Raw genomic sequence first — 26568 nt, 5'->3', positions numbered from 1 at the left:
TTTTTGGATGTATGTTTTTTGTTGTGGTTGTTTTTGCCAATTGTATAATAATTCATTAGTATTTTTATGAAATCATTAAAACTTAACAAGAGATTTATATTAACTATTAACCTAATCTAGTACTTCAAATGAAAAAAATTATTTTTCTACTAATTTTTTGCAGTTCTATTAACTCTTTTTCGCAAACAGAAAAAGTAACAATTCAAAAAAATAATTCCGATCAAAAGCTAACAATTGATGGAAGAGATTTTATTGTAAACGGAATGAACTGGGATTATTTTCCAATTGGAACAAATTATACATATAGCCTTTGGAAACAGCCTGATGCATTCATACAACAAGCTCTTGATGATGAAATGGGATTGTTAAAAAATATGGGGGTTAATACCATTCGTGTTTACACAGGAATTCCAAAAAAATGGATTGAATATATTCATACAAACTATGGAATTTATACCATGTTAAATCACTCTTTTGGTAGATATGGTTTGACAATTGATGGCGTTTGGAAACCAAATACAGAATATTCAGATGCTAAAACTCGTGAGCTTTTACTTAAGGAAGCAACTCAAATGGCTAGTGAATATAAAGACACTAAAGGTTTGTTATTATTCCTACTTGGAAATGAAAATAACTATGGTTTGTTTTGGGATGGAGCTGAAACAGAAAATATTCCAGTAAAAGATAGAAAGTCTACAGCTCGTGCACATTCAATGTACAAATTATTCAATGAAGCTGTTGTTAAAATGAAAGCTGTAGATACCAATCATCCTATGGCAATATGTAATGGTGATTTACTTTTCTTAGATATTGTTGCAGAAGAATGTAAGGATGTAGATATATTAGGTACAAATGTTTATCGCGGAGTTTCTTTTGGTGATTTGTTTGAAAGAGTTAAAAAGGAATATGGTAAACCAGTATTGTTTACAGAATTTGGCGCAGATTCTTTTAATGTTCTTACAAATCAAGAAGATCAAAATGCACAAGCTTTTTATTTAAAAGGAAATTGGAAAGAAATATACGAAAATGCCGCAGGTTTAGGAAAAGCAGGTAATTCTTTAGGTGGTTTTACTTTCCAATTTAGTGATGGTTGGTGGAAATATGGTCAAACAAAAAATCTAGATCAACATGATAGTAATGCTTCATGGTCAAATGGTGGCTACCAAAAAGACTTTACTGAAGGACAAAACAACATGAATGAAGAGTGGTTTGGTATTTGTGCCAAAGGACCAACAAACGAAAAGGGGTTTTATCAATTGTATCCTCGATCAGCTTACTACGTTTTAAAAGATATTCATAAGTTCAATCCGTTTGCAGAAACAGCAAACAAAGCCAAAATAAACACTCACTTTGAAGAAGCAAATCTAATGGATGCTTCATTGAGAGCTAGAGCTGATAAAGCCGCATTAGCAAGTAATGATGGTGGAATTTTAAAAATTAGTAATCTTAGAGCAGAATTTACAACGTTTAATACAGGCGGTAGCTTAATTACGACACCTAAAAGTGATGATCCTGCTACAACTAATTTTCCTAATAAGTTAGGTTTTGATCACATGCAGTCATATTTTGTTGGTTTTGAGGGTAACCCATCCTCAAATATGAAAGCAAATGTAAACTTTAATATTTTAGGAAGAGTTGCTGAAAATCCTATAAACGAAATCTTTTATGAAAATAGAGGTAGAGCTCAAACTTTTAATACACCTGATGGTCCTATAGTTGTAAGTGATTTTAATAGAGTTCAAGTTTATAATGCATCTTACTCATGGAATGCAAAAGATTTTGATTTGAGAGGATTTTACAGAACCGGTCATTATCACTGGGGATATGAAGGAGACTTCTTTGCATTGTATTCTGAAGCTAATTATGGTCCAAATTTAGATATTTATAACGGAGAAACTTTAGGTTTTGAAATTGATGGTAAAAGAAGCTTAAAAGGTTTAAAGGCCGCTTTTGGTCCTCAACTTTGGTGGGGAGCAAATCCAGCTTACCTTTTAAAATATGGAACAAAATTGGGTAAAGTTGATGCTACAGCAGTATATCACGAAGATATAAATCAAGTAGAAATTTCAGAAACAGTTTCCTCAATTGCATTTCCAGTTCCTAAAACAAGAAGAGCAACTATTCATTTCAAAACAAAGTTAGGTAATCTTGGTGTTGAAGCCGGTGGTATTTGGGCAGGACAACCTTTAAATGGTAGAGAGTTTCAAATGATGGATGGTGATATTGTTAAGGTTGATAAGATAAATAATAAAGATAATTGGGGTGGAAAAGCAAAGTTAACATTTTCTAAAGGCAGATTTAATGCCTATACTCAAGGTGCAGTACAAGGACTTGTTGCCAATGGTGGTGCAGACAATGTTCAGACCTTTACTGGATGGAGATTAAAAGACACAGGAAGTGGAAACCAAATGAATTTTTTAGCAGGTTTTACTTATAACGTTAATTCAAATTTACAAATTGCACCAAACTTTTTATGGCAAAAACCCATAGTAGAAGCAATGCCCAATGGTGTTGATGCTCCAGGAAGACTAAGAAACGTTTTGGACGATCCGTTTTTTGTTAGAGCAAATAGAGAAACAGTTGGAGGTGAACTATTAATTATTTTCGACCCAACTCCAGCTACTTGGATGTATGAGTGGAATAATGATATGGTTGAAGATGCAAAATTTGCTTTTAGTACAGGTTTTGTATACAGAAAATTACCTACAACAATGGATGCCGCTATCGGATTTTTAGCAAATCGAACAGCGTTTGCTTTTGCAAAGTCTGCACCAGCTCAAAATTTATGGGAATCAAATACAAGAATAGTTTCAAAACTTAGTCCAGATTTAGGTATGATTGCTAACATATATTTTGGTAATGGACAAGCAAATGGCGACTCAGAGAGAATAATCAATAGAATGGGTGGTGATTTAAGAGTGATTTATAAAAAAGTCAAAGTTGTCTCTTCTTTAAAAATAAATGATTGGGGTCCTTTTGATTATCACCGTGACTTTAACTTAACATATCCTGTACAAAGTTCTATAGACATTTCAACTTCTGTTGGAAAACCAAATTGGTTTATTTTACCTGATACTAAAATAGGTATTATGGGTATTTGGCGTTCATTAGATCAATATTCTCCAAGGTATTCTCCAACTTTTGTGCCAGCAAATACTTTTCCAGCAGTACCTGTTTTAACTCCTGCAGGATTTGGAAATGGATCTGAATGGGAAATCAGAACATACATTCATATAAATATTGGTAAATAATTTAAAAAATTGAAAAAATGAAAAATAGAAAAATTAATTATTTAAGAAATTCGCTTTTATTTGGATTGATTATTTTAATCAATATTAGCTGCGAAAGAGATTTGTCAGATGAAGCTGAAAATGCAACATTTCCTAAAACTGCAGATGTGTTTATTGACGCACCTGTTTCAATGGGTAGTAACTTTTATTTTCCTTATGGTGGATCTAAGCCTACTGCATGGTCAGTAGACGATCAAGTAAGTTACAGAGGTAATGCTTCTATGCGTTTTGATGTCCCTAATGCCAATGATCCGGAAGGATCTTATGCAGGTGCAATTTTTAGAACAGAAGAAGCAGGTCGCGATTTAACAGGTTATGATGCTTTGACTTTTTATGTCAAAGCTAGTCAAGGAGTAAATATTGCTGAATTTGGTTTTGGTGAAGATTTCTTTCCTAATAAATATATTACAACTATAACTAATGTTAGTGTCGGTACAAACTGGCAAAAAGTGATTATTCCTATTCCAGATGCATCTAAATTAGTAAAAGAAAGAGGGATGTTTAGATATGCTGCTGGTAGTCAAGGTACAAATAGTCTAGGATATACTTTCTGGATTGATGATTTAAAGTTTGAAAAATTAGGTACAATTCTACCGTTAAGCGCTTCAATTATGAATGGTACTAACGTTACAAGATCAACTTTTGTAGGTGTAACTTCTACAGTTACAGGTGTTATTTCTACGTTTAACATGCCAAATGGGATAAATCAATCGGTATCAATAGCTCCTGCATATTTAAATTTTGTTTCTTCAAATCCATCAGTCGCTACAGTAAGTGATGCAGGTGTCGTAACTCCGCTTAGTGCAGGTACAGCAGTTATTACAGCAACTTTTAATGGGCAACCTGCAACCGGAAGCTTAATAATAAATTGTACTGGTACCTTTATTTACGCTCCAACTCCAACTTTAAATCCAGCTAATGTAATTTCCATATTTTCAGATGCCTACACTAATGTACCTGTTAATTATTATAATGGATATTGGCAACCATGGCAAACTACCGTCTCAAATGATTTTTCTGTTTTAGGTGACAATGTTTTGAATTATACAAATTTTAACTTTGTTGGTATTGAGTTTAGTAGTCCAACTGTGAATGCTACCTCAATGACTCATATTCATTTAGACGCATTTATTCCTGGCCCAATCGCTCCTGGAAGACAATTACGTGTTATTGTTGTAGATTTTGGTGCTGATGGAGTTTTCGGTGGAGGTAATGATACAAGACATTCTACAACATTTACTGCGCCTACTTTAGTTTCTCAAAATTGGATTCCAATTGAGATTCCATTTTCTGCAATGCCTGGTCTATTAAGTAGAACTAATCTCGCACAAGTTATTCTTGAAGGAGGTGATAATTCAATACTATATGTTGATAATGTATATTTTCATAACTAAAAAAAATAAAAATGATTTCAATTAAAAATAAGAATAGTTTAATTCTTTCATTATCAATAGTTTTATTGTTTAATAGCTGTTCTACAGATGAAAAGCAAACAGTTGTTACTAAAAATCAATTAGTAATGAGTGATGAATTTGGTGTTAACGGAGCTCCTGATTCCAATTTATGGTCTTACAATATTGGAACTGGTACAGATGGTTGGGGTAATAACGAACTTCAATATTACACTGATAGACCTGTAAATATTAAAGTTGAAAACGGTTTACTTAAAATTACTGCACGTAGAGAACAGTATATGGGAGAAGCTTTTACTTCTGCTAGAATTATATCTAAAGGTAAATTTGAAACTAAGTATGGTAGATTAGAAGCTAGAATAAAATTACCTAGAGGAAAAGGTCTATGGCCGGCTTTTTGGATGCTTGGAAGTAATTCTGATACAGCTATATGGCCACAATGTGGAGAAATCGATATTATGGAATACCTTGGAAATAGTCCTACTAAAGTTTTTGGAACTGTTCATGGTCCAGGATATTCTGGTGGAAATGCAATAACTAAAACATTTACATTACCAAATAGCAGATTTGATACAGATTTCCACGTTTTTGGAATTGAATGGGGAGAAAATTATATTAACTTTTACGTTGATGATGTTCTTTACAATCAAATAACTCCATTTGATGTTACTGGTGATTGGGTTTTTAACCAACCGTTTTATATAATACTTAATATGGCAGTTGGCGGAAACTATCCAGGCGCACCTAATAGTGAAACTCCTTTTCCACAAGAAATGTTAGTCGATTATGTAAGAGTTTATCAATAAGTTTTTTTTCAAATAATCTAATAGACATCATTAAATTTAGTCTATTAGATTATTAATTATTTTAAATTTCAATTAAAGAGTGTTTATGAGCCAATTCCAAAGTATTATTGAAAAAGCAGACAATGATGTAAAGACAAAATCTGTTGATATGAATATAATTTCAATAGAAGGTGAAGTTTACTATAAAATATCAAATAACGATGCAATGCGACCATTTTTCATGAGCATCGTTAGCGATTCTAATCATTGGATGTTTATTTCTAGTAATGGCGGATTAACAGCTGGAAGAAAAAATGCTGAATTTGCGCTTTTTCCTTATTATACAGATGACAAAATAACTGAATTTGCTGACATTACTGGAAGTAAAACTATTTTTCAAATTATACATAATAATGAAAAATATATTTGGGAACCTTTTTCAGAACGATTTAATGATAAGTACAACTTAACTCGAAATTTATACAAGAACGAATTTGGTAATAAAATTATATTTGAAGAAATTCATAATGATTTTCAAATTACGTTCAGATACCAATGGAATTCAAGTAATTTATTCGGATTTGTAAAAAAATCAGAATTAATTAATAACTCTGAAAATGAATACAAAATAACACTTCTTGATGGAATTCAAAATGTTTTACCTCAAGGTGTTAATAGTGATTTACAAGCCACTACAAGTAATCTAGTTGATGCTTACAAAAGAAACGAACTTCATGAAGAAAGTGGTTTAGGGATTTTTGCTCTAAGTGCCATTATTGTTGATAAAGCCGAACCAAGTGAAGCTCTTAAAGCTAATATTGCTTGGTCTTTAGGTCTTGATAATCCAACTTATTTACTTTCTTCATTGCAACTATCCACTTTTAGGAAATTTAAAAATGTGCATCAAGAAACCGATATTAAAGGTGAAAAAGGTGCTTATTTTATTTCAACAGATTTGTTTTTAACAAACAATTCTTCTAAATCTTGGAAGATTATTGCTAATGTAAATCAAAATCAAGCGCAAGTTATCAAATTAGCAGATGCGATTTGCAATGATAAAACGTTAGATAATCAAATAATTCAAGATATAGATTTAGGAACTAATAATCTTATCGCTCTAAATGCAACTGCAGACGGATTGCAATTCACAGCAGATAAACGTAAAGATACACGTCATTTTTCAAATGTTTTATTTAACATCATGCGTGGTGGTATTTTTGATAATAACTATACCATTGAGAAAAATGATTTTGTAAATTATATCGATAAAGCAAACAAAACCTTATTTAAAGAAGAAGGTAAATTTCTAAACGATTTACCTGAAACTTTTGATTATTCATATCTTCAAGAGTTAATTTTAAATAGTCAAAATGCCGATTTAATTCGTCTTTGTACCGAATATCTTCCGCTTAAATTTAGTAGAAGACACGGTGATCCAAGTCGTCCTTGGAACAAATTTTCGATTAATACCAGAAGTGAAATTGATGGTTCCAAAATACTTGATTACGAAGGGAATTGGCGTGATATTTTTCAAAACTGGGAATCCTTAGCTAACGCTTATCCTGAGTTTATCGACGGAATGATTCACAAGTTTTTGAACGCATCAACTTTCGATGGATATAATCCGTATCGAGTAACTAAAGACGGTTTTGATTGGGAAACTATCGAGCCAGATAACCCTTGGTCATACATTGGTTATTGGGGTGACCATCAAATTATCTATTTATTGAAATTTTTAGAGTTTATAGAAAAGTACCAACCAGGAAAACTAAACGCTTATTTTGATAAAGAGTGTTTCGTCTATGCAGCGGTTCCTTATATTATTAAACCGTATCAAGATATATTAAAAAATCCAAAAGATACAATCGAGTTTGACCATGAATGGGATGCTAAAATTCAAAAACGTAGAATTGAAAATGGTGCAGATGGTGCTTTACTAAGAGATAATACTGATGAAATTTATCATGTAAATCTAATCGAGAAAATATTAGCTACTGTTTTGGCAAAAATGTCCAATTTTATTCCAGAAGCAGGTATTTGGATGAATACCCAACGACCAGAATGGAATGACGCTAATAATGCTTTAGTAGGTAACGGTGTTTCAATGGTTACGCTTTATTATTTGAGAAGATTTCTGAAGTTTTTCCAACAATTATTAGATAATTCTAATCAGGAAACCATCAAGATTTCTAATGAAATGGTTGAATTCTATCATGCCATAAGACAAATTTTATTAGATAATCAACATTTGTTATCAGGTTCAATCTCTAATGAAGAAAGACAAAAGATACTTAATGCTTTAGGTCAAGTCGCTTCTGAATATCGTTTTCAAGTTTATAATAGCGGTTTTTGGGGTAAAAAGAGAACGCATTCTATGCAAGGTTTGAAGAATTTTGCTCAAGTTAGTATTGATTTCATCGAACATTCTATAAAAGCCAATCAAAGAGAAGATAAGTTGTATCATGCTTATAACTTAATGTCTATTGAAAATAATGGTGTTTCGATTTCCTATTTACCAGAAATGCTTGAAGGCCAAGTAGCTATTTTAAGTTCAGGATTTTTATCAGGTAAACAGTCTTTAGAAGTATTGGATGCTTTAAGAAAAAGTGCTTTGTACAGAAAAGATCAAAACAGCTATATTTTATATCCAAATAAGGAACTTCCTAAGTTTTTGGAAAAGAATACGATTCCTAGAGAAAAATTAGAAAAATCTCTCTTGTTAAAAGAACTTTTAGATAATAATAACTTCCAATTAATTAATAAAGATATTAAAGGAAACTATCATTTCAATGGTAATTTCCATAATGCTAACGATTTAAAAAATGCTTTAGATCAATTGGCTTCCAATGATGATTATAAAGAATTGGTTTCAAAAGATTCAGATACTGTACTTCAAATATTTGAAGACGTATTCAATCACAAAGCTTTTACAGGTCGTTCAGGAACTTTTTATGGTTATGAAGGCTTAGGTTCTATTTATTGGCATATGGTTTCCAAGTTGTATTTAGCAGTAATGGAAGTTATTAACAAAGCTATCGAGAATAAAGAAGATGAAGCTGTAATTGATGCTTTAGTAAATCATTTTGATGAAATCGGAGCAGGAGTTGGAATTCACAAATCACCAGAAGTTTACGGAGCATTTCCAACCGATCCTTATTCGCACACACCATTTGGGAAAGGTGCTCAACAACCAGGAATGACAGGTCAAGTTAAAGAAGATATTCTAACTAGAATTGGAGAATTAGGTGTGAAAATGAACGACGGAAAATTACAATTCCAACCAAGCTTCCTAAAAAAAGAAGAGTTTTTATCTAAAGATACCGAAGTAACTTTTGTGTTGCTTGACGGTTCAAAAAAAGTAATGAATCTTGAAAAAGACTCTTTAGCATTTACAACATGTCAAGTACCAGTTATTTATAAAATTAATACAACAAGTAAAATTGTTTTACACTATAAAAATGAGTCAACTAAAACTTTTGAAACATTAGAATTAAACGAAGAAGAAAGCAAAAAAATATTTAATAGAACCGATGAAATTACATTGGTTGAAGTCTATTTATACGCATCTATTTTAAGATAATGAAAAATCTGATTTACATCATATTACTATTGTTTATATCATGTAAACCAATGAATACAAGAAATTTAGTTTCAAAAGAAATGACGGCAGAAAAATTATTAGGAAATACAGAATACCAAGCCATTTGTTATGGTGGATATAGAACTCAAACAAGAGAAATTCAACCAACAATAACAGAGATTAAAGAAGATTTAAAAATTCTTTCTGCTATGAATATAAAAGTTTTACGAACTTATAATGTGCATTATGAAGAAGTAATAAATTTATTAAAAGCCATTACAGAATTAAAAAAAGCCGATGAAAATTTTGAAATGTATGTAATGCTTGGCGCATGGATTGATTGTAAAAATGCATGGACAAACTTACAACCAATTCATAATGAAGAAAGTGAAAGAAATGCAATTGAAATTGAACAAGCAGTAAGATTAACAAATAAATATCCAGAAATAATTAAAATTATTGCGGTTGGAAATGAAGCGATGGTGAAATGGGCAACTAGTTATTATGTCACGCCAAATATTATTTTGAAATGGGTAAATCATTTACAGAATTTAAAGAAAGAGAATAAATTACCTAAACAAGTTTGGATAACAAGTTCAGATAATTTTGCTTCTTGGGGTGGACATACTGCCGATTATCATGTAGAGGATTTGAATAAATTAATAAAAGCAGTAGATTATATTTCGATGCATACTTATCCAATGCACGACACGCATTATCACCCAGTTTTTTGGGGAATAAAAGAAAATGAATTGCAGTTGTCTGAAAAAGAAAAAGTAGATGCTACAATGATAAGAGCCAGAAATTATGCCATCAATCAATACGATAGTGTTGTAAGTTATATGAAGTCAATTGGTGTAAATAAACCAGTTCATATTGGAGAAACAGGTTGGGCAACAAAGTCAAATGAACATTATGGAAATGATGGTTCTAAAGCAACAGATGAATACAAATCAGCTTTGTATTATGATTTAATGAGAGAATGGAGCAACAAAAATAATATTTCGTGTTTCTATTTTGAGGCTTTTGATGAAAATTGGAAAGATGCTGCCAATCCGTTAGGTTCAGAAAATCATTTTGGCTTAATTAATTTGCAATCACAAGCCAAATATGTGCTTTGGAAAAATGTTGATAGCGGAACTTTTAAAGGTTTAACTAGAGATGGAAAACCAATAACAAAAACTTACAACGGCGATGAAAAAGCTTTATGGTTTGATGTTAAAACACCAAATTCTATTTTAAAGAATTAAAGAAATGGTAAAAAATAAGGGTAAAATAGTTTATAGTAAATTTTTGATAATAGCTTGTATTATGGCGTTTTCATTGCATAGTTGTAAAGTTGCTGATAAATTAAACGTTCAAGTTTATGAAACTTCCGAACGAGGCAATTCATTGACAAAAATTACCCAATTTTCAAATGAAGGAGCTCCAATTGTTGTTACCATTAATCCTGATGAAAAATTTCAAACTATCACTGGTTTTGGAGGCTCTTTTACTGAATCTTCGGCTTATTTACTCAATCGATTGAGTAAAGAAAATCGTAAGAAAATTTTAAATGCTTACTTCAGTGAATCAGGAGCCAATTATTCGCTTACTCGAACACACATTGCGTCTTGCGATTTTTCGTTAAGCAATTACACTTACGCCAAAGTCGAAAACGACATGACTTTGGAACACTTTACCATAGAAGACGATAAATCCGATTTAATTCCGATGATTTTAGAAGCAAAAGCGATTTCTAAAGAAGGTTTTAAAATCATTGCTTCTCCTTGGTCGTGTCCGCCATGGATGAAAGACAATAAAAAATATGTAGGTGGAAAATTATTGCCAGAATTCAACGATGCATTCGCTTTATATTTTTCAAAATATCTTAATGCTTATAAAAAAGAAGGTATTGATATTTGGGGTTTAACAGTAATAAATGAACCTCACGGAAACGGAAATAATTGGGAAAGTACTCTTTTTTCTCCTAAAGAAATGACCGATTTTGTTATGAATCACATGGGACCAAAATTAGAAAAAGACGGTTGGGGAAATGTAAAGATACTTGGATATGACCAAAATCGTGCAGGAATCAAAGAATGGGCAAACGAAATGTATAAAGATGAAAGCACCTCTAAATATTTTGACGGAATGGCCATTCATTGGTATGAAAGTACTTATGAAGTTTTTCCAGAAGATTTACAATACGCGCACCAAAAAGCACCAAATAAATACTTGATTGAAACCGAAGGTTGTGTCGATTCTGAAATTCCACATTGGCAAGATGATGCTTGGTTTTGGAAAAAAGAAGCTACCGATTGGGGTTGGGATTGGGCAAGCGAAAAAGAAAAATATTTGCATCCAAAATACGCTCCTGTAAACCGTTATGCAAATGATATAATAGGATGTCTAAATAATAGAGTCGATGGTTGGATAGACTGGAACATGGTTCTTGACAGACAAGGTGGACCAAATTGGTTCAAAAATTGGTGCGTAGCTCCAGTAATTGTTGATGATAAAAATGATGAAGTCTACCTTACACCTTTATATTATGTGATGGCTCATTTCAGTAAGTTCATGCGACCTGGTGCTGTGAAAATTGGATGTGAAATAAATTCTAAAGAATTGGTTTCAACTGCTGTCCAAAATCCAGATGGCTCTATTGCAATAGCCGTTTTTAATCCAACAGAATCTAAACAAACAATTGATATCAAATTAAATAATAAAAATGCTTTAATCTCAATTGATGCAAAAGCATTACAAACTATAATAATCAAACCAAACTAACCAATAATTAAAAAAACTCTATATGTCAAATACTAATTCAACTTCATCAGGAAAAGTTCCAATGGGTCAAAAAATTGCATTTGGTATAGGTATGCTTGCCAACCAAATCTTTCCAGCTGTGTTGGGTATTTTCGCAGTAATACTAGTTGAAAGACTTGGTTTTAGTGGTTTTTTACAAGGGATTGCTTTTTTTATACCTAAATTTTATGATGCTTTGTTTGACCTTGTAATGGGTTACGTTAGTGATAATACAAAATCAAAATGGGGTAGAAGGCGACAATATGTTTTAGCAGGTGCTATTATTTTAGGAATTTCATTTGCGTTAATGTGGCAAATGTATCCAGAAAATGGTGTAACCTATAATTTTACATACTTTTTAGGTATTTCCTTTATTTTTTATACAGGACTTACTATTTTTAGTATTCCATTTGTTGCCATGGGTTATGAAATGAGCGATGATTTTCATGAGCGAACCAGTATTATGGCAACTTCTCAACTAATTGGTCAGTTAGCATGGGTTGCAGCTCCTTGGCTGTATGTTGTAATGTATAATACAAAATTATATCCAACTACCGATTTTGCTGTGCGAAATTTAGCGATTTACGTTGCAATTGGTTGTGCTATTTTAGCAGCAATTCCAGCATTTTTTATTTCAAGTAAATCTACAATCAATGAAAACTACAGTCCAATAGATTTAAAAGGAATCCTTGGGAGTTTTGGAGAAATAAAAGAAGGTTTAAAAGCTTCTGCAGAAATTATGCCTTTCAGAAAAATTTGTATTGCAACTTTCTTAATTTTTAATGCATTTCAAACCACTGCTGGTTTTTCATATTTTATTATTAAATACTATTTGTTTAAAGGAAACGAAAACGGTTTTGGATTATGGCCTACTTTATTCGGATGTATTGGAGCAATTATAACTACTGTAGTTGTAATACCAATAGTTGCAAGAATGTCAAAAACAATGGGAAAAAAGAAAGCGTTTTTAGTTTCTCAGAGTATTTCTATTTTAGGGTACATATTATTATATTTTCTTTTTGTTCCTGGAAAACCTTATTTGTTTTTATTTGCATTGCCATTTTTCTCTTTTGGTATTGGCGGTTTATTTACTATTATGATGTCTATGACTTCTGATGTTATTGATATTGATGAATTAAACACAGGTAAAAGAAGAGAAGGAAGTTTGGGTGCCATTTATTGGTGGATGGTTAAATTTGGTACTGCAGTGGCAGCTTTATTAAGCGGAATTATTCTTTCTTTAGTTGATTTTAAATCTAATGCTGATACCCAAACTGATCAAACAATGTTTTGGCTACTTATAGCTTTTGTTGGTATTCCAATTCTAGGAACATCTTTTGCAATTTGGGTGATGAAAGATTATGATGTAGACGAAGCCAAAGCCAGAGAAGTGAGAGATCTTTTAGATAAACGAAAAGGAAAAACGAAAACCCAATCTTCAGCCTATCTTTCAGGAAAACTAGTTTCATTAGTAAAAAATGGTTCGATTAATTCTTCAATTGATAACGAATTAAATACTAAAAGCGAGACTGAATTAAAAGCTATTTATTCTGAAATACTAAATAATGGATTACACGGATTATGTTTCAGTCCTTATGTAGAAAACCAAAAAGCTGGTGATATACTTTCTGCTGATCAAATTAGAAGAAGATTAGATATTATTGCTCCACACACCAATTGGATTCGTTCCTTTTCATGTACAGAAGGTAACGAGTTAATTCCAGAAATTGCTCATCAAAAAGGACTTAAAACTGTTGTTGGAGCTTGGATTAGCAATGATAAAGCTAGAAATGAAAAAGAAATTGAAGCATTAATCAAACTAGCTAAATCAGGTTTAGTAGATATAGCTGCTGTAGGAAATGAAGTATTACATCGTAATGAAATTTCTGAACAAGAACTTATTGGTTACATAAAAAGAGTCAAAGAAGCAGTACCAAATATCTCTGTTAGTTATGTTGATGCTTATTATCAGTTTTTAGATAAACCAAATTTGATTTCTAGTTGCGATTTACTTCTAGTAAACTTCTATCCATTTTGGGAAGGAGCAAATGTAGATTTTACAACTTCCTATTTACAAAATATGATGGAAGTAACTAAAAACGTGGCTCAAGGAAAGAAAATTATAATTTCAGAAACAGGTTGGCCAAGTAAAGGAGAAACGGTTGAGGAAGCAATTCCATCAGAAATTAATGCTATGAAATATTTTGTTTCTTCTCAAAAATGGGCAAAAAACAACAATATTGAGCTATTCCATTTCTCTTCTTTTGACGAATCTTGGAAAGCCTTGCAAGAAGGAACCGTTGGAACAGCATGGGGAATTTGGGATAAAAATGAGAAGCTTAAATTTTAAAAATTACAAATCATGTCATTTAGAGAAGGTCACTATTTTTCATTAGAAAATAATTATAATAACAGCAATAGTAATAACACTAATAAAAGTGATTATCAGAGTTTTGATTTTTCCGAAATTCCTGCAAAGAAATTAGCAGAACTTTGGAGAGAAACTTTAGAAAATGGCATGCATGGAATTTGCTTTAGCTTATACGAAGACGGACAAAAACCAGGCGATATTATTACTGCCGAACAAGTAAATCGTCGTATTCAAATTTTAAAGCCATATTCTAAATGGGTTCGTTCTTTTTCATGTATCGAAGGCAACGAACATATTCCAAGAATTGCCAAAGAAAACGGAATGCAAACTTTAGTTGGAGCTTGGCTTGGAGATGATTTAGAACTAAACGAAAAAGAAATAGAGAGTTTAATCACTTTAGCTAAAGAAGGTTGTGTAGATATAGCAGCAGTAGGAAACGAAGTAATGTACAGAGGTGATTTGACAGAAGATCAATTGTTAGAATACATTAAACGAGTAAAAGAAGCACTTCCAAATATTCCAGTAGGATACGTTGATGCTTATTATGAGTTTTCTCACCGACCAAGAATTACTGAGGTTTGTGATGTGATTTTGACAAATTGTTATCCTTATTGGGAAGGTTGTCCTATAGAATATTCTTTACCTCACATGCAAAGTATGTTTAATTCTGCAAAAGATGCAGGTCAAGGAAAACGCGTTATTATAACAGAAACTGGTTGGCCAAGCGAAGGCGGTTCATTAAAAGGTGCTGTAGCAACCAATGAAAATGCTATGAAATATTTTATAGAAAGTCAAAATTGGTCGAAATTTAATGATATTGAAATTTTCTATTTTTCTTCGTTTGATGAATCATGGAAAGTAGGACCAGAAGGTGCAGTTGGAGCTTATTGGGGTTTGTGGGACAAAAATGAAAAACTTAAATTTTAATAAAAATGTATATGAGAAATAAATTACAAATACTTTTACTATTGATTTTTTTTACATCAAGTTATTCTCAAGTAGATGTAGTTTATACTAATCTAGTTTGGTCGGATGAATTTGATACTAATGGTGCAGTAAATTCAACTAAATGGCATCATCAAACACAGTTGCCAGCCGGTGGAAATTGGTTTAATGGAGAAGTACAGCATTACACCGATCAACTTACAAATTCCTCTGTTAATGCTGGATTTCTTAGTATTGTTGCCAAAAAAGAACCTTATACTAATCAAGGTATTACTAAGCAATATACATCAGCTCGTTTAAATTCTAAATTTGCTTTTCTTTACGGTCGAGTTGATATACGTGCCAAAGTTCCAACCAATCAAGGTACTTGGCCAGCTTTGTGGATGTTGGGTAAAAATGTTAATGAAGATGGAGCCTATTTCGATTCGCAATTTGGCACAACAGATTGGCCAGCTTGTGGTGAAATTGATATTATGGAACATGGTATTACACCATCTCAACCTACAAATTATGTTCAAAGCGCACTTCATACACCTTCTTCTTTTGGAAATACCATGAACATTGGTGGAACAATTGCAAATAATTTAGGAAATAGTTTCCATGTATATTCTATGAATTGGTCGCCTTATCAAATTACATTTTTGTTAGATGGCGTAGCTTATTATACCTACAATCCGGCAGTGAAAACACCAAGTAATTGGCCTTTTAATGCAGAACAATATTTGTTATTAAATATTGCAATGGGAGGAATTGCAGGAACAATACCTTCTAATTTTACACAAACTGCGATGGAGGTAGATTATGTTAGAGTTTATCAAAATACTTTAGTTGATACACAAGCACCAACTAATTTTACAGCTACAGTTGGAACTGTTACAAGTTCAACGATTCAATTGCTGTTGAATGCAAATGACAATTCAGGAAATGTTTCTTATAGTATTAATTATAGTGGTGGAACTATCAATACAGCCAATCCAGCTGGAGTTCAAAAATCGGTAATTGTTCCAAATTTGTCTCCAAATACAAATTATAGTTTTTCAATAACTGCAAGCGATTTAGCAGGAAACAACTATATTTCAAATCCAATAGTTTTGAATGCGACAACTACTGGAGTTATTGGTTGCTCTGGAACGAGTTCAGCTGCGCAAACAAATTCTTTTTCAACAGGATACAATTATGCTTTTGAAACTTTAGGAACAGATGTAAAAATAACTTTTGAAATGTTAGACACAGACAAAGTAGGAGTAGTGGCTTTCTTGTGGAAACAAAGTCCGTTTACTGAAACTCAAATGACAAATGTCTCAGGAAATATTTTTACTAAAACAATTACAAACCAAACAATAGGTTCAACGATTACTTATGCAGTTAAGTTTGCTTACGCAAATGGTTTTTCAGTCACAACATACTATAATTATGTGGTTGGAAGTAATTGCGCTTTAGAAGTAGCCTCAATTCAAGATACTGTTGATTTTTCTTTCTTAAATCCTGTTAAAGAATTTGTCAAAATAAATTATGAAGCTAAAATTGATAAAGTAGAAATCTACAATATGGTTGGAACTTTAGTTTTAGAAACAAAAGAGGATACGAATAAAGTCGATATAAAAAATCTTTCACAAGGAATCTATTTAATTGCAGTTTATTCGGGAGATAAAAAGAGCGTTAAAAAAATGATTGTGAAATAGTTCTATATTCAATTAGATACATTTTTAAGTTTGTTAAGGCCTTACAAGAATTCTTTTTTTGTAAGGCCTTTTTGTAGTTTTTATGCTGGTTTTTCAATTTTATTGCATTTGAAATGTTAAAATTTTAAATTTTATTTGCATATTAAGAAAAGTTTATGTTACATTTGGCTATAATTTAATCAAAATTTAACAGTCGCCTATCGAAAAAAATTACTTTTAGAAAAAACATTACGATTTTTTAACCCAAAACTAAAAGATAATTTTATGGCTACTATTCAAATCCCAGACGCTTTATTGGTAAAGAATTATATAGCCGGCGACGAGAACGCTTTGGCTGTATTAATCAACAGACATCAGTCTAAAATTTATGGATTTATTTATTCCAAAATGGCCGACCGTGATGTAGCTGACGACGTATTTCAAGATACTTTTATCAAAGTAATCAAGACTTTAAAATCTAATTCGTATAACGAAGAAGGTAAATTTTTACCTTGGGTAATGCGTATTTCACATAATCTTATTGTGGATCATTATCGTAAGAACAAAAAAATGCCAATGCTTCGCGAAACCGAAGAGTTTTCAATTTTTTCTGTTTTAACGGATACTTCAATGAATGCTGAAGGTAGAATTATTACAGAAGTTATTGAAAAAGATTTGCAAAAAATAATAAAACAACTTCCTGATGATCAGAGAGAAGTGTTGACTATGCGAATCTATCAAGACTTGAGTTTTAACGAAATTGCAGAATTGACAGGTGTTAGCATCAATACTGCTTTAGGTAGAATGCGATATGCACTAATGAACTTGAGAAAATTAATTGAAAAAAATCAAATTATTTTGACCAATTAAACAATATATGTAAAGTTATAACGTTATAGATGTATAATTTAAATCACTCTATGGCAAAACTTTACTCTAAAAAAGCATTAGCAAATACTAAAATGTTACCAAAAAAAGAAACAATTAATTTCATACTTAATTATTCGAAAGCTTTGAAAATGGTCAAAGTTGGTAACATGAACTTCGAACTCCTTGCTAATTAACATATCGCGTCTAGTTTTATTTAACTGGACGCGATATTTTTTTATCAAATTCTTTTAGAATCTCTTTTCTTCCAATAGTTCTAGTAATAATATCTTTTTCAATATCCCAACCTCTTGCAGGTGAATATTCTCGTCCATACCAAATGATTTGTAAGTGTAAATCATTCCATAATTCTTTTGGAAAAATTGCTTTAGCATCTTTCTCGGTTTGAACAACATTTTTTCCAGAAGTTAAATTCCATCGGTACATTAACCTATGAATATGAGTATCCACTGGAAATGCAGGAACACCAAACGCCTGACTCATAACAACGCTAGCCGTTTTATGTCCAACTGCAGGAAGTGCTTCTAATGCCTCAAAACTCTGTGGAACTTCACCATTATATTTGTCGATTAAAATATGTGATAAACCATGAATTCCTTTCGATTTCATAGGTGACAAGCCACAAGGACGAATAATTTCTTTGATTTCTTCCACACTCATTTTTATCATATCATATGGATTGTCTGCTTTTCCAAAAAGTAACGGTGTGATTTGATTTACACGAACATCAGTGCATTGAGCAGAAAGCAGCACAGCAACCAACAAAGTATAAGGATCTTTATGGTCTAAAGGAATCGGAATAGTAGGATAAAGTTCTTTTAACGTATTTATAACAAACGTTGCACGCTCTTTCTTGGTCATTTTTAACTAAATTTGAAATGTAAAATAAGTCAATTTCAATGACAATTCAAATATAAAAATGTGTTGGCTGAGGCACTCGAAGTCAACTTTTAAACTAAAAAACAATGACAACACTTAAAAAAGGAGACAAAGCTCCAAGTTTTTCAGGTAAAGACCAAGATGGAAACTTACATTCATTAGCTGATTATAAAGGAAAAAAATTAGTAGTATTCTTCTATCCAAAGGCAAATACACCAGGCTGTACAGCAGAAGCTTGCGATTTGAGGGATAATTTTGAACGATTTCAAGCTAATAATTATGCTTTATTAGGAGTAAGTGCCGATAGTGAAAAAGCACAATTCAAATTCAAAGAAAAATTTGATTTTCCATTTCCATTAGTTGCTGATGAGGACAAATCAGTAATTGAAGCTTTTGGCGTTTGGGGACCAAAAAAGTTTATGGGAAAAGAATACGATGGAATTCACAGAACAACATTCGTAATAGACGAAAATGGAGTAATAGATGAAGTTATTACTGACGTAAAAACTAAAGTTCACGCTTCGCAGATTCTGAAATAAAACAGAAAACCTCGTTATTAGCGAGGTTTTTTCTATTCTTTATATTCTAGCAAATCGGCTGGTTGACAGTCTAATGCTTTACAAATCGCTTCTAGCGTACTAAAACGAACCGCTTTGGCTTTTCTTGTTTTGAGTATAGAAAGATTAGCTAAGGTCAAATCAACTTTTTCTGAAAGTTCATTTAATGACATTTTTCTTTTAGCCATCATTACGTCGAGGTTTACAATTATTGGCATAGCTTATACAGTTAGTTCGTTTTCTTCTTGAATTTCGATTCCTCTTTTAAAAATTTGAGCAATTATAAATAGAACAATACTCATAAACAACCATACTCCAGCGCCATCTATTTTAAGCAAATTAATGTCTGGCATTACAATACCTTTACTTTCAAACCATTCTGCATATTTCACAGCCCAACTTGAGAATAACCCAATTCCAAAAGTCAAAAAAGCCAAATTAAAAATGAATTTTCTAACTTCATTACTAAAAGGTTGTAAAAGATTTAATTTTTTATCGTGTATTAATTTTATAATTAAGTAAAACATAATTGCTTTCATAATGCCTACAATCGACATTAGAAAAGTTTCTACTAAAAAATAGCCACGATCAAATTGAAAGAGCGAAGACAAATCTAAGCCACTCCAAAAATTTTGCGCAATAACTGGATTAAAGAAGAATGCATAAATCGCATTAGATAAAATACCTCCAGTGTCGATACAAATTCCAACAAAGATAAGCCAAGATAAAATGTATAAAACATTTAGTATTTGCTTAGTAGTAATTTTGATTTCCATAATTAATTGTTTTAAAATTATGGTACAAACATAATAAATAATTATTGATAAACAATAAATATTTATTTTTTAACATTTTATTTTTGTTGTTTAAGTAGGTTTTATGATATATTGAAGTATTTGTAATATTATCTTTATTTTATATATTTTGATAACTGATGTTTTATTTTATTTACAATAACAACCCTTAAAGTTCTAGATATTTGCATCTAAAATATATTTTCATGTTATTTCTGTATCTTTTTTTAGGTGGTTTTTTTCCTTTATCCAAAGAACCACTTGTAGAATAATAAGTATTACTATTAAATTCTACATAGCCATAAATCAGTTGTTTTTTTTCTTTATCGGGTAATTCTGATAATATAATTTTTGTTTCAGTACAAGGTACTTCTAATCTATAAATTAAGGTGTCTTTTTCATTATAAGCGTAAGATGGAAAATCGTCAGAACTTAGCATATGAAATACTTCTGCATGATTGTTGTTGAAATTTATATTAAATCCAATACCACCAAAAAGACCAAAAGCACCATCAATTCCTAATTTTCCATCTTTCCAATAATAAAATGATTTGAATAGTTGTTTTTTAGTTATATCATCATTGCTAATGTACAAAGTATCATTCTCAAAAAATTCTCCCAAAATTGAATTTTCATATACTTGCATAACAGAATTCATTTTTCCAAAATCATCTGATTCTTTTATGTGATTTTCAACTTCTTGTTTAATTGTTGGATCAATTATTAAACCAGTAACCTCCTTTTGATTGTTGGTTTGTGAAAAAAGTGTAAAAGTTGAAAAAAAGATGAATAGATATTTTATCATAGCAATGTTATAAATAGTTTTTATGATTTAGTAGAACTTTTCTTAAATTAACAATCACTCCCAAATATATAAAAAAATCCCCAGTTTTAAACTGAGGATTTCTATATTAAGCTTCTTCAAGCACGCGATTTGGATCATAACCAAATAGCTTATGTTGCTTTATTAATTCGGCGGTACCTTTTGGTAACATTCTTTCCCATCCTGGAATTCCGGTGCTTATCATTCTTAAAACTTCTCTTGAGAATATTTTTAGATTTTCAGGATCATAAACTGGTACATCAACAACTTTTCCATTGTATGCGAAGAATTTGTATAATTCTTTCATTCTAGGATGTACTTTCAAGTTTTGTGAAGTGATTATATCACCATTTTCTTCCATTGGATACAAGTACACTTTTAAATCTCTGTAGAATAATTTTCCAAAAGCTTCAAGGATTCCACCACTTAAATGACGATAGTATTTTTCGTCAAAAATATCAACCAAATTGTTTACTCCCATAACCAATCCCATACGAGCTTTGGTATAGCTAGAGAAATATTCAACCACTTTATAATATTCTTGGAAGTTAGAAATCATAACGGTTTGTCCCAACGAACAAAGCAATTCGGCTCTATCCATAAAGTCACGTTCGTCAATTTCTCCTTCAGAACGTAAGTTGGAAAGTGTAATTTCAAAAATTACAAACGTATTGTCTTTTTCAACTTTATTTTCTTCCACAAACATTTCAAGAGATTTCTCATACATGTCCATATTTACCTTAGTAACCGGACGAAAACTTCCTCTTAACGCCAAAATATTTTTCTTGTAAAGAACCGCTGCTGGAAGTATGTTTTTTCCATCTGGACCAAACATCACGGCATCAGTCATTCCATTTTTAACCAATTGTAAACTCATCAAACGATTGTCAACATTAGCAAAACGTGGTCCTGAGAAGTTGATAGTATCAATTTCTAATTGGTCTTTGTCTAAGTGGTCGTACAAATAACGCAATAATTTTTTAGGATCATTGTATTTATAGAACGCGCCATATATTAAATTCACACCAAGTATACCAAGTGTTTCTTGTTGCAAACGAGCATCAGTTTCTTTAAAACGAATGTGAAGTATAATTTCGTTGTATTCTTCGTCTGGTTCGATTTGGTATTTTATTCCAACCCAACCATGACCTTTAAATTGCTTAGCAAAATCAATAGTTGCTACGGTATTTGCATAACTAAAGAACATTTTGTTAGGATGTTTTTCTCTATCCAGACGTTTTTCTATTAAGTCAACTTCATGCGTAAGCATTTTTTTAAGACGACTTTCTGTTACATAACGACCATCGCCTTCAATGCCATAAATGGCATCACTAAAGTCTTTATCGTAAGCCGACATTGCCTTTGCAATTGTTCCAGAAGAACCTCCTGATCTAAAAAAGTGTCGAACAGTCTCTTGTCCAGCACCAATCTCAGCGAATGTTCCATAAATATTTTCGTTCAAATTAATTCTAAGCGCTTTGTCTTTTATAGACGGAATTTGCTCAATTACTTTGTCTCCTTTTAACTTAATATCTAGTCCGTTATTTCCCATAAATAAAATTATACAATGCAAAGTTACTAAAACGATTGCGGTATTAAAAGATAAATAGTTCTATTTTTGTAGAAAATTTACATCTAATACTTTTTTATAAAAAGTATAACAAAAATCGTGCTAAATGAAGGTTTATTTTTTAGGAACAGGAACTTCGCAAGGTATTCCAGTAATTGGAAGTCATCATTCAGTATGTTTGAGTGACGACTTCAAAGACAAACGTTTACGTGTTTCTGTTTGGGTTCATGATGACGAAAACTCTGTAGTAATTGATTGTGGTCCCGATTTTAGACAACAAATGTTAACTTCTAAATGTCCTAAAATTGATGCTATTTTATTCACTCACGAACATTCTGATCACACTGCAGGAATTGATGATATTCGTCCGTTTAATTTCCGACAAGGAGAAATTGAAATTTATGCACATAAACGTGTAATTAAAAATCTTGAAAAAAGATTTGATTATGTATTTGAAAAGGAGAATAAATATCCAGGAGCTCCATCTTTAAAAGCTATTGAGGTTTCTAATAATAAAGATTTTGTTGTAGGTAATTTTAAAGTTTCACCAATAGATGCAATGCATGGAAACTTACAAGTTTTTGGTTTCAGGATTAATGATTTTGCTTATTTAACCGATGTAAAAACTATAGCTTCAGAAGAAGTTGAAAAAATAAAAGGTGTGAAAGTGTTGGTTATTAATGCCTTGCGAGAAGAACCACACCATTCACATTTTAGTTTGCAAGATGCATTAGATTTTGTAACTTTGGTACAACCTGAAAAAACTTATTTGACGCACATAAGTCACTTATTAGGTTTTCATGAAGAGGTGCAAAAAAAGTTGCCAAAGAATGTTTTTTTGGCTTATGATAATTTAGAAATTTCTATATGATATGAAAAGACAATTGTATTTGTATTTATTTATTTGTTCGGCTTTAATTGCGGCATTTACTTACATGTATTACAATAAACAAATGGCTCACGAGAAGAGCATTAGTTTATCAAACGAAAAAAGTGCTAAAGATACTATTAATCTCTTAATCAATCAGTTGAGTGATGCAGATAGTTTTTCACTCGAGAAGAATGAATACGCACAAAACTATTTTGAAGGTAAAGATGTAACTAAATTAGTTCCGCAAATTAGAGAGGCATTGTTAGCTTTCAATGATAAACCAGAAGGCAATATCTATACTGGTCAAGAAAAATTAGGAGCACAAAAATTCATCATCAATAAAATAAAAATATTAAATCATCGTTGGATAATAGCCAACTATAGTGATGGAACCTATTGGGGCGATGTAATGTTGAAGTATTTTATTGACGAAACCGGAAAGGTAACTTTTCAAGTTATGGATAGCTTTATTTATCCAAAAGAAGAATATTAATTAATATGATATGATTAAAAATATAACCACTTTATTTTTTTTGTTGATTGTTTTAGTTTCTTGCAAACAGCAAGATGATGCTATTCAAGATGAGACAAAAACTCAACCAAAAGATTCAACAATAGTTGGAGCAGATCAGGACGAAAACGGATGTTTGGCATCTGCTGGATATACTTGGTCTAAATTGAATAAAGAATGTGTTAGAGCATTCACAGGAATTCAATTAAATCCTTCGGATGATATTGCTACAGAAGATGTAACACTTTGCGCTTATGTGCTTTTTAACGAAACTGGAGATAAAGCTGAAGTATTTATGCCAGACGAAAAATCATTCATTTTAACAAGAAGTGCAGAAGGGAAACCATGGATTTTTGAAGATTATCAATTGGTGCCATGGAAAGGTTATGTTCTAAAAAAAGATGGTACAATTATTTATTCAGGAGATGGTGAAATTGGTAATAAAGTTACAGGGAGTGATAATCCTGAGGAAGGTGAGTAACAAAATAAAACCTGTTTTTATTATTAACAAAATCAATTTTTAAAGCTACAATATTTTTAAATTCCAAATATTTACTTTTGCAATCTTATTTACTAATATTACTATATTTTGTGTAATCGAAATTATTGTAGTTTAATAATTTCAGTTAATCGGAAATATTCAACTAATCTATGAAAATAACAAAAATTCAGTAATGTTAACTTTAAATAGTTCTTTTTTATTTAAGCGATTCGTTAATGAACCTGTAATTAACCAAAAATCCTTTTTACAATCATCACAAAGACTTTCGTGAAAATCGAATTCATGTTCGCTTTTTTTAGTCTTTATTACTTGATGTCTACATTGTGGGCATTCATTTTTATCTGATAAATTTACAATTTTTTGTTTGGAAGTACTATTAATGTCAGTTTCAGATGTATTTTTTTTATATATATTATGAAGTTCTTGCGGTGTTCCTGAAATCTTGGTTAAAGGTTTTTCTTTCATAAAATGGGGCTTTTATATGTAATGATTGCTTAAATATTATAATAATGCTCAAAATTAAAATACAATTTCTTTTGATACTTTTATTATTTGATGTTAATGTATGTTAACATTATTAAATGTAAGTTAAGTTACTATTATCTGTTTTCAGCTATATAAAAGTTATAATGAATAATCCAAGGTTTAATCAAATTTTTATCTTTCATTTCAATTTTAATTTTTTTTTCTGTGGAGTCTTTATATTTAACTTTTAAGTAATAGCTTTTTTTAAAAAAAAAATTATTTATTTTATAATGAAGTTTAGTTTTTTTTCTTTCATAAACAAGATTTATTTCCTTAACATCAGCATTTGTAATAAAATATTTGTTTAATATTAATGTAGTGTTTTCGGGTACCATTTTTTTTTTAATTAAAATTTAAATAATAATATTTTTAAAATTACGTTAAAAATGAATTAAAAAAAGACTCCGAAATTAGCTTGCACTATTTTTTAAATTAAAGAGTAATTACTTTTAAGTTTTTAGTAATATTTTTTTAAAAAAAATATTTATTTTTAGGATTATAGTAACTTTAAAAATGATAAAAAAGTCTAAAAATGTAAGTATAATAATTACATTTGATTCATAAATCTGATTCATGAATTTTAATGTATGCTTATTAACTTAATTTATTTTTTAGTTGTCTTTCTTGGCTTTATTTGTATTTATGTACTTCTAATAATATATAAATCAAATAGACTCAATAATATTTACATTATCTTTTTATTACTATTTATAGTATTAAAATTTTTCTTAGAAATTGTATTGAATTTTAATAAGGAATTGAAACCTAATTTTTCTTATACCCCATTTTTTATGGTTGCTTATCCCGCAACTTTTTTGTACTTTAAAAGCTTAGTTCTAAATATAAAAAGATATAATTTTAAAGAAATACTTCATTTTATATTGCCCATATTTGTTGGGTCAATAAATCAAATAAATAATAATTATAATTTTTTAGGTGATTACAGCTCCTTAATTTTCCTCATATTTTTTATTCTCTTTTCTCTTTTTTATACTTTTAGTTCTTTCGTATTACTGAAAAAACAAATTTGGAATCAGAACTCAAAAATTGGCTTGATTGATAAACAAAATAATTTAATTTATAAATGGACTTTAATTTTATTTTCAATTACTTTCATAGTTACACTTAGAAATTATTTTTCAATATATTATGAATTCCATCATGAAAGATTTCTCGCGGGTAAAAACTTTCTGTGGATATCAGGTCTACTTTGGATTATTATTTTTTTATATTTATTATGCAATCCGGATATATTTTTGGGATTTAATGCCTTGTATAAAAAAATTGAATTGCAAAAAAACAAAACTTTCTCATTATTAGAAGTATGGATCTTAAATCATGATGTTGAAATAAATAATAAACAAGATGAGTTGTTAAAGGAAAAAATAGTTCCAGATTTATTAAATAATTTGAAAGAAATTGAAAATTTAGTTTTGTTCAAAAAGTGTTTTAGAAATCAAAAAATAACACAAAAAGAAATTGCTGAGAATTTAAATATTCCTAAAAGTCATGTGAATTTTATATTTAAATATCACTCTAAAATAAGTTTTAATGAATTTAAGAAAATTATTCGTGTTTATGATGCTATAAATTTAATAGAATCAGGTTATTTAAAGTTAAACACTCTTAATGCATTAGCAGAAAAAGTAGGTTTTTCCTCCTATAATCCCTTTTTTACATCCTTCAAAGAAATTACTGGATTGAATCCACATCAATACATTAAAGAGCTACAATTCAAATAAAACTTAAAGTGTATAAATACTTATCTTTTTAATCTATTTACTATTTATCTAAAGTAAAAAGTTTTATGTTTTATT

General features: G+C 30.5%; 22 protein-coding genes. 16 read left to right on the top strand and 6 right to left on the bottom strand.

Annotated elements, in window-relative coordinates:
- The first annotated feature begins 128 nt into the window (after positions 1 to 128).
- The 11 genes from ABD771_RS06960 (at position 129) to ABD771_RS06910 (ending at position 17895) form a co-directional block, all read left to right on the top strand.
- A complete protein-coding gene (locus ABD771_RS06960) occupies positions 129 to 3251 on the top strand; it encodes a glycoside hydrolase 5 family protein (RefSeq protein ID WP_345092615.1) in 3123 nt (1040 codons plus the stop codon).
- A gap of 17 nt (positions 3252 to 3268) precedes the next feature.
- The gene (locus ABD771_RS06955; protein WP_345092612.1) at positions 3269 to 4684 is read left to right on the top strand and encodes an Ig-like domain-containing protein; all 1416 of its coding nucleotides are present in this window, start codon (positions 3269 to 3271) and stop codon (positions 4682 to 4684) included.
- Between the two features lie 11 nt (positions 4685 to 4695).
- Positions 4696 to 5508 carry a glycoside hydrolase family 16 protein gene (locus tag ABD771_RS06950; protein ID WP_345092607.1) on the top strand — a complete coding sequence of 271 codons (813 nt, stop codon included), beginning with the start codon at positions 4696 to 4698 and terminating at the stop codon, positions 5506 to 5508.
- Positions 5509 to 5593: 85 nt separating this feature from the next.
- Complete coding sequence (locus ABD771_RS06945; RefSeq protein ID WP_345092604.1) at positions 5594 to 9067, top strand: hypothetical protein; 3474 nt, start codon at positions 5594 to 5596, stop codon at positions 9065 to 9067.
- Positions 9068 to 9117: 50 nt separating this feature from the next.
- Positions 9118 to 10317, top strand: a complete 1200-nt coding sequence (locus ABD771_RS06940) for a glycosyl hydrolase family 17 protein (RefSeq protein WP_345092599.1) — start codon at positions 9118 to 9120, stop codon at positions 10315 to 10317.
- A gap of 61 nt (positions 10318 to 10378) precedes the next feature.
- The gene (locus tag ABD771_RS06935) at positions 10379 to 11836 is read left to right on the top strand and encodes a glycoside hydrolase family 30 protein (protein ID WP_345092682.1); all 1458 of its coding nucleotides are present in this window, start codon (positions 10379 to 10381) and stop codon (positions 11834 to 11836) included.
- Between the two features lie 22 nt (positions 11837 to 11858).
- Positions 11859 to 14204: an MFS transporter gene (locus ABD771_RS06930; RefSeq protein WP_345092596.1), complete on the top strand. Its 2346-nt coding sequence runs from the start codon at positions 11859 to 11861 to the stop codon at positions 14202 to 14204.
- Positions 14205 to 14216: 12 nt separating this feature from the next.
- Entirely contained in the window at positions 14217 to 15152 is a 936-nt protein-coding gene (locus ABD771_RS06925; RefSeq protein ID WP_345092593.1) for a glycoside hydrolase family 17 protein, read from the top strand.
- Between the two features lie 11 nt (positions 15153 to 15163).
- Positions 15164 to 16852 (top strand): family 16 glycosylhydrolase, encoded by a 1689-nt coding sequence (locus ABD771_RS06920; protein ID WP_345092590.1) that lies wholly within the window; start codon positions 15164 to 15166, stop codon positions 16850 to 16852.
- 264 nt (positions 16853 to 17116) lie between these two features.
- On the top strand, positions 17117 to 17701 hold the full coding sequence (locus ABD771_RS06915; protein WP_345092587.1) for an RNA polymerase sigma factor: 585 nt from the start codon (positions 17117 to 17119) through the stop codon (positions 17699 to 17701).
- Between the two features lie 50 nt (positions 17702 to 17751).
- Positions 17752 to 17895, top strand: a complete 144-nt coding sequence (locus ABD771_RS06910; RefSeq protein ID WP_345092584.1) for a hypothetical protein — start codon at positions 17752 to 17754, stop codon at positions 17893 to 17895.
- A gap of 16 nt (positions 17896 to 17911) precedes the next feature.
- Here the strand turns inward: ABD771_RS06910 and ABD771_RS06905 are convergent, their stop codons facing one another.
- Entirely contained in the window at positions 17912 to 18580 is a 669-nt protein-coding gene (locus ABD771_RS06905) for an endonuclease III domain-containing protein (protein ID WP_345092581.1), read from the bottom strand.
- A gap of 104 nt (positions 18581 to 18684) precedes the next feature.
- Between ABD771_RS06905 and bcp the strand changes: the two genes are divergently transcribed.
- Positions 18685 to 19137, top strand: a complete 453-nt coding sequence (gene bcp, locus ABD771_RS06900) for a thioredoxin-dependent thiol peroxidase (protein WP_345092578.1) — start codon at positions 18685 to 18687, stop codon at positions 19135 to 19137.
- Between the two features lie 32 nt (positions 19138 to 19169).
- Here the strand turns inward: bcp and ABD771_RS06895 are convergent, their stop codons facing one another.
- The 4 genes from ABD771_RS06895 to ABD771_RS06880 all read right to left on the bottom strand — a co-directional run bounded on the left by ABD771_RS06895 (position 19170) and on the right by ABD771_RS06880 (position 22324).
- A complete protein-coding gene (locus tag ABD771_RS06895; protein WP_345092575.1) occupies positions 19170 to 19373 on the bottom strand; it encodes a helix-turn-helix domain-containing protein in 204 nt (67 codons plus the stop codon).
- A gap of 3 nt (positions 19374 to 19376) precedes the next feature.
- Positions 19377 to 19931 (bottom strand): hypothetical protein, encoded by a 555-nt coding sequence (locus tag ABD771_RS06890; RefSeq protein WP_345092573.1) that lies wholly within the window; start codon positions 19929 to 19931, stop codon positions 19377 to 19379.
- Between the two features lie 187 nt (positions 19932 to 20118).
- The gene (locus tag ABD771_RS06885; protein WP_345092570.1) at positions 20119 to 20754 is read right to left on the bottom strand and encodes a hypothetical protein; all 636 of its coding nucleotides are present in this window, start codon (positions 20752 to 20754) and stop codon (positions 20119 to 20121) included.
- 106 nt (positions 20755 to 20860) lie between these two features.
- Positions 20861 to 22324 carry a TonB-dependent receptor gene (locus tag ABD771_RS06880; RefSeq protein ID WP_345092567.1) on the bottom strand — a complete coding sequence of 488 codons (1464 nt, stop codon included), beginning with the start codon at positions 22322 to 22324 and terminating at the stop codon, positions 20861 to 20863.
- Between the two features lie 124 nt (positions 22325 to 22448).
- Between ABD771_RS06880 and ABD771_RS06875 the strand changes: the two genes are divergently transcribed.
- The 3 genes from ABD771_RS06875 to ABD771_RS06865 are packed head-to-tail and all read left to right on the top strand — an operon-like array spanning position 22449 to position 24205.
- Positions 22449 to 23213 carry an MBL fold metallo-hydrolase gene (locus ABD771_RS06875; RefSeq protein ID WP_345092564.1) on the top strand — a complete coding sequence of 255 codons (765 nt, stop codon included), beginning with the start codon at positions 22449 to 22451 and terminating at the stop codon, positions 23211 to 23213.
- A 1-nt stretch (position 23214) separates the two neighbouring features.
- Positions 23215 to 23706 (top strand): hypothetical protein, encoded by a 492-nt coding sequence (locus ABD771_RS06870; protein WP_345092561.1) that lies wholly within the window; start codon positions 23215 to 23217, stop codon positions 23704 to 23706.
- A gap of 10 nt (positions 23707 to 23716) precedes the next feature.
- On the top strand, positions 23717 to 24205 hold the full coding sequence (locus ABD771_RS06865; RefSeq protein WP_345092558.1) for a hypothetical protein: 489 nt from the start codon (positions 23717 to 23719) through the stop codon (positions 24203 to 24205).
- A 168-nt stretch (positions 24206 to 24373) separates the two neighbouring features.
- On the opposite strand, the gene ABD771_RS06860 is transcribed toward ABD771_RS06865, so the two are convergent.
- Positions 24374 to 24691 carry a hypothetical protein gene (locus tag ABD771_RS06860; protein ID WP_345092555.1) on the bottom strand — a complete coding sequence of 106 codons (318 nt, stop codon included), beginning with the start codon at positions 24689 to 24691 and terminating at the stop codon, positions 24374 to 24376.
- 818 nt (positions 24692 to 25509) lie between these two features.
- On the opposite strand from ABD771_RS06860, the gene ABD771_RS06855 reads away from it, so the two are divergent.
- Positions 25510 to 26493, top strand: coding sequence for a helix-turn-helix domain-containing protein (locus ABD771_RS06855; protein ID WP_345092552.1), 984 nt, complete (start codon positions 25510 to 25512; stop codon positions 26491 to 26493).
- The last annotated feature ends 75 nt before the right edge of the window (positions 26494 to 26568 follow it).

Source organism: Flavobacterium chungnamense (assembly GCF_039539165.1).
Taxonomy (GTDB): domain Bacteria; phylum Bacteroidota; class Bacteroidia; order Flavobacteriales; family Flavobacteriaceae; genus Flavobacterium; species Flavobacterium chungnamense.
Note: the sequence above shows the minus strand (reverse complement) of the source record. Positions and strands in the feature narration are given on the sequence as shown.

Bases quoted from the DNA above. Each gene is read 5' to 3' on its own strand.
- ABD771_RS06960 (WP_345092615.1), top strand. From the start codon at position 129: ATGAAAAAAATTATTTTTCTACTAATTTTTTGCAGTTCTATTAACTCT.
- ABD771_RS06955 (WP_345092612.1), top strand. From the start codon at position 3,269: ATGAAAAATAGAAAAATTAATTATTTAAGAAATTCGCTTTTATTTGGA.
- ABD771_RS06950 (WP_345092607.1), top strand. From the start codon at position 4,696: ATGATTTCAATTAAAAATAAGAATAGTTTAATTCTTTCATTATCAATA.
- ABD771_RS06945 (WP_345092604.1), top strand. From the start codon at position 5,594: ATGAGCCAATTCCAAAGTATTATTGAAAAAGCAGACAATGATGTAAAG.
- ABD771_RS06940 (WP_345092599.1), top strand. From the start codon at position 9,118: ATGAATACAAGAAATTTAGTTTCAAAAGAAATGACGGCAGAAAAATTA.
- ABD771_RS06935 (WP_345092682.1), top strand. From the start codon at position 10,379: ATGGCGTTTTCATTGCATAGTTGTAAAGTTGCTGATAAATTAAACGTT.
- ABD771_RS06930 (WP_345092596.1), top strand. From the start codon at position 11,859: ATGTCAAATACTAATTCAACTTCATCAGGAAAAGTTCCAATGGGTCAA.
- ABD771_RS06925 (WP_345092593.1), top strand. From the start codon at position 14,217: ATGTCATTTAGAGAAGGTCACTATTTTTCATTAGAAAATAATTATAAT.
- ABD771_RS06920 (WP_345092590.1), top strand. From the start codon at position 15,164: ATGAGAAATAAATTACAAATACTTTTACTATTGATTTTTTTTACATCA.
- ABD771_RS06915 (WP_345092587.1), top strand. From the start codon at position 17,117: ATGGCTACTATTCAAATCCCAGACGCTTTATTGGTAAAGAATTATATA.
- ABD771_RS06910 (WP_345092584.1), top strand. From the start codon at position 17,752: ATGGCAAAACTTTACTCTAAAAAAGCATTAGCAAATACTAAAATGTTA.
- ABD771_RS06905 (WP_345092581.1), bottom strand. From the start codon at position 18,580: ATGACCAAGAAAGAGCGTGCAACGTTTGTTATAAATACGTTAAAAGAA.
- bcp (WP_345092578.1), top strand. From the start codon at position 18,685: ATGACAACACTTAAAAAAGGAGACAAAGCTCCAAGTTTTTCAGGTAAA.
- ABD771_RS06895 (WP_345092575.1), bottom strand. From the start codon at position 19,373: ATGCCAATAATTGTAAACCTCGACGTAATGATGGCTAAAAGAAAAATG.
- ABD771_RS06890 (WP_345092573.1), bottom strand. From the start codon at position 19,931: ATGGAAATCAAAATTACTACTAAGCAAATACTAAATGTTTTATACATT.
- ABD771_RS06885 (WP_345092570.1), bottom strand. From the start codon at position 20,754: ATGATAAAATATCTATTCATCTTTTTTTCAACTTTTACACTTTTTTCA.
- ABD771_RS06880 (WP_345092567.1), bottom strand. From the start codon at position 22,324: ATGGGAAATAACGGACTAGATATTAAGTTAAAAGGAGACAAAGTAATT.
- ABD771_RS06875 (WP_345092564.1), top strand. From the start codon at position 22,449: ATGAAGGTTTATTTTTTAGGAACAGGAACTTCGCAAGGTATTCCAGTA.
- ABD771_RS06870 (WP_345092561.1), top strand. From the start codon at position 23,215: ATGAAAAGACAATTGTATTTGTATTTATTTATTTGTTCGGCTTTAATT.
- ABD771_RS06865 (WP_345092558.1), top strand. From the start codon at position 23,717: ATGATTAAAAATATAACCACTTTATTTTTTTTGTTGATTGTTTTAGTT.
- ABD771_RS06860 (WP_345092555.1), bottom strand. From the start codon at position 24,691: ATGAAAGAAAAACCTTTAACCAAGATTTCAGGAACACCGCAAGAACTT.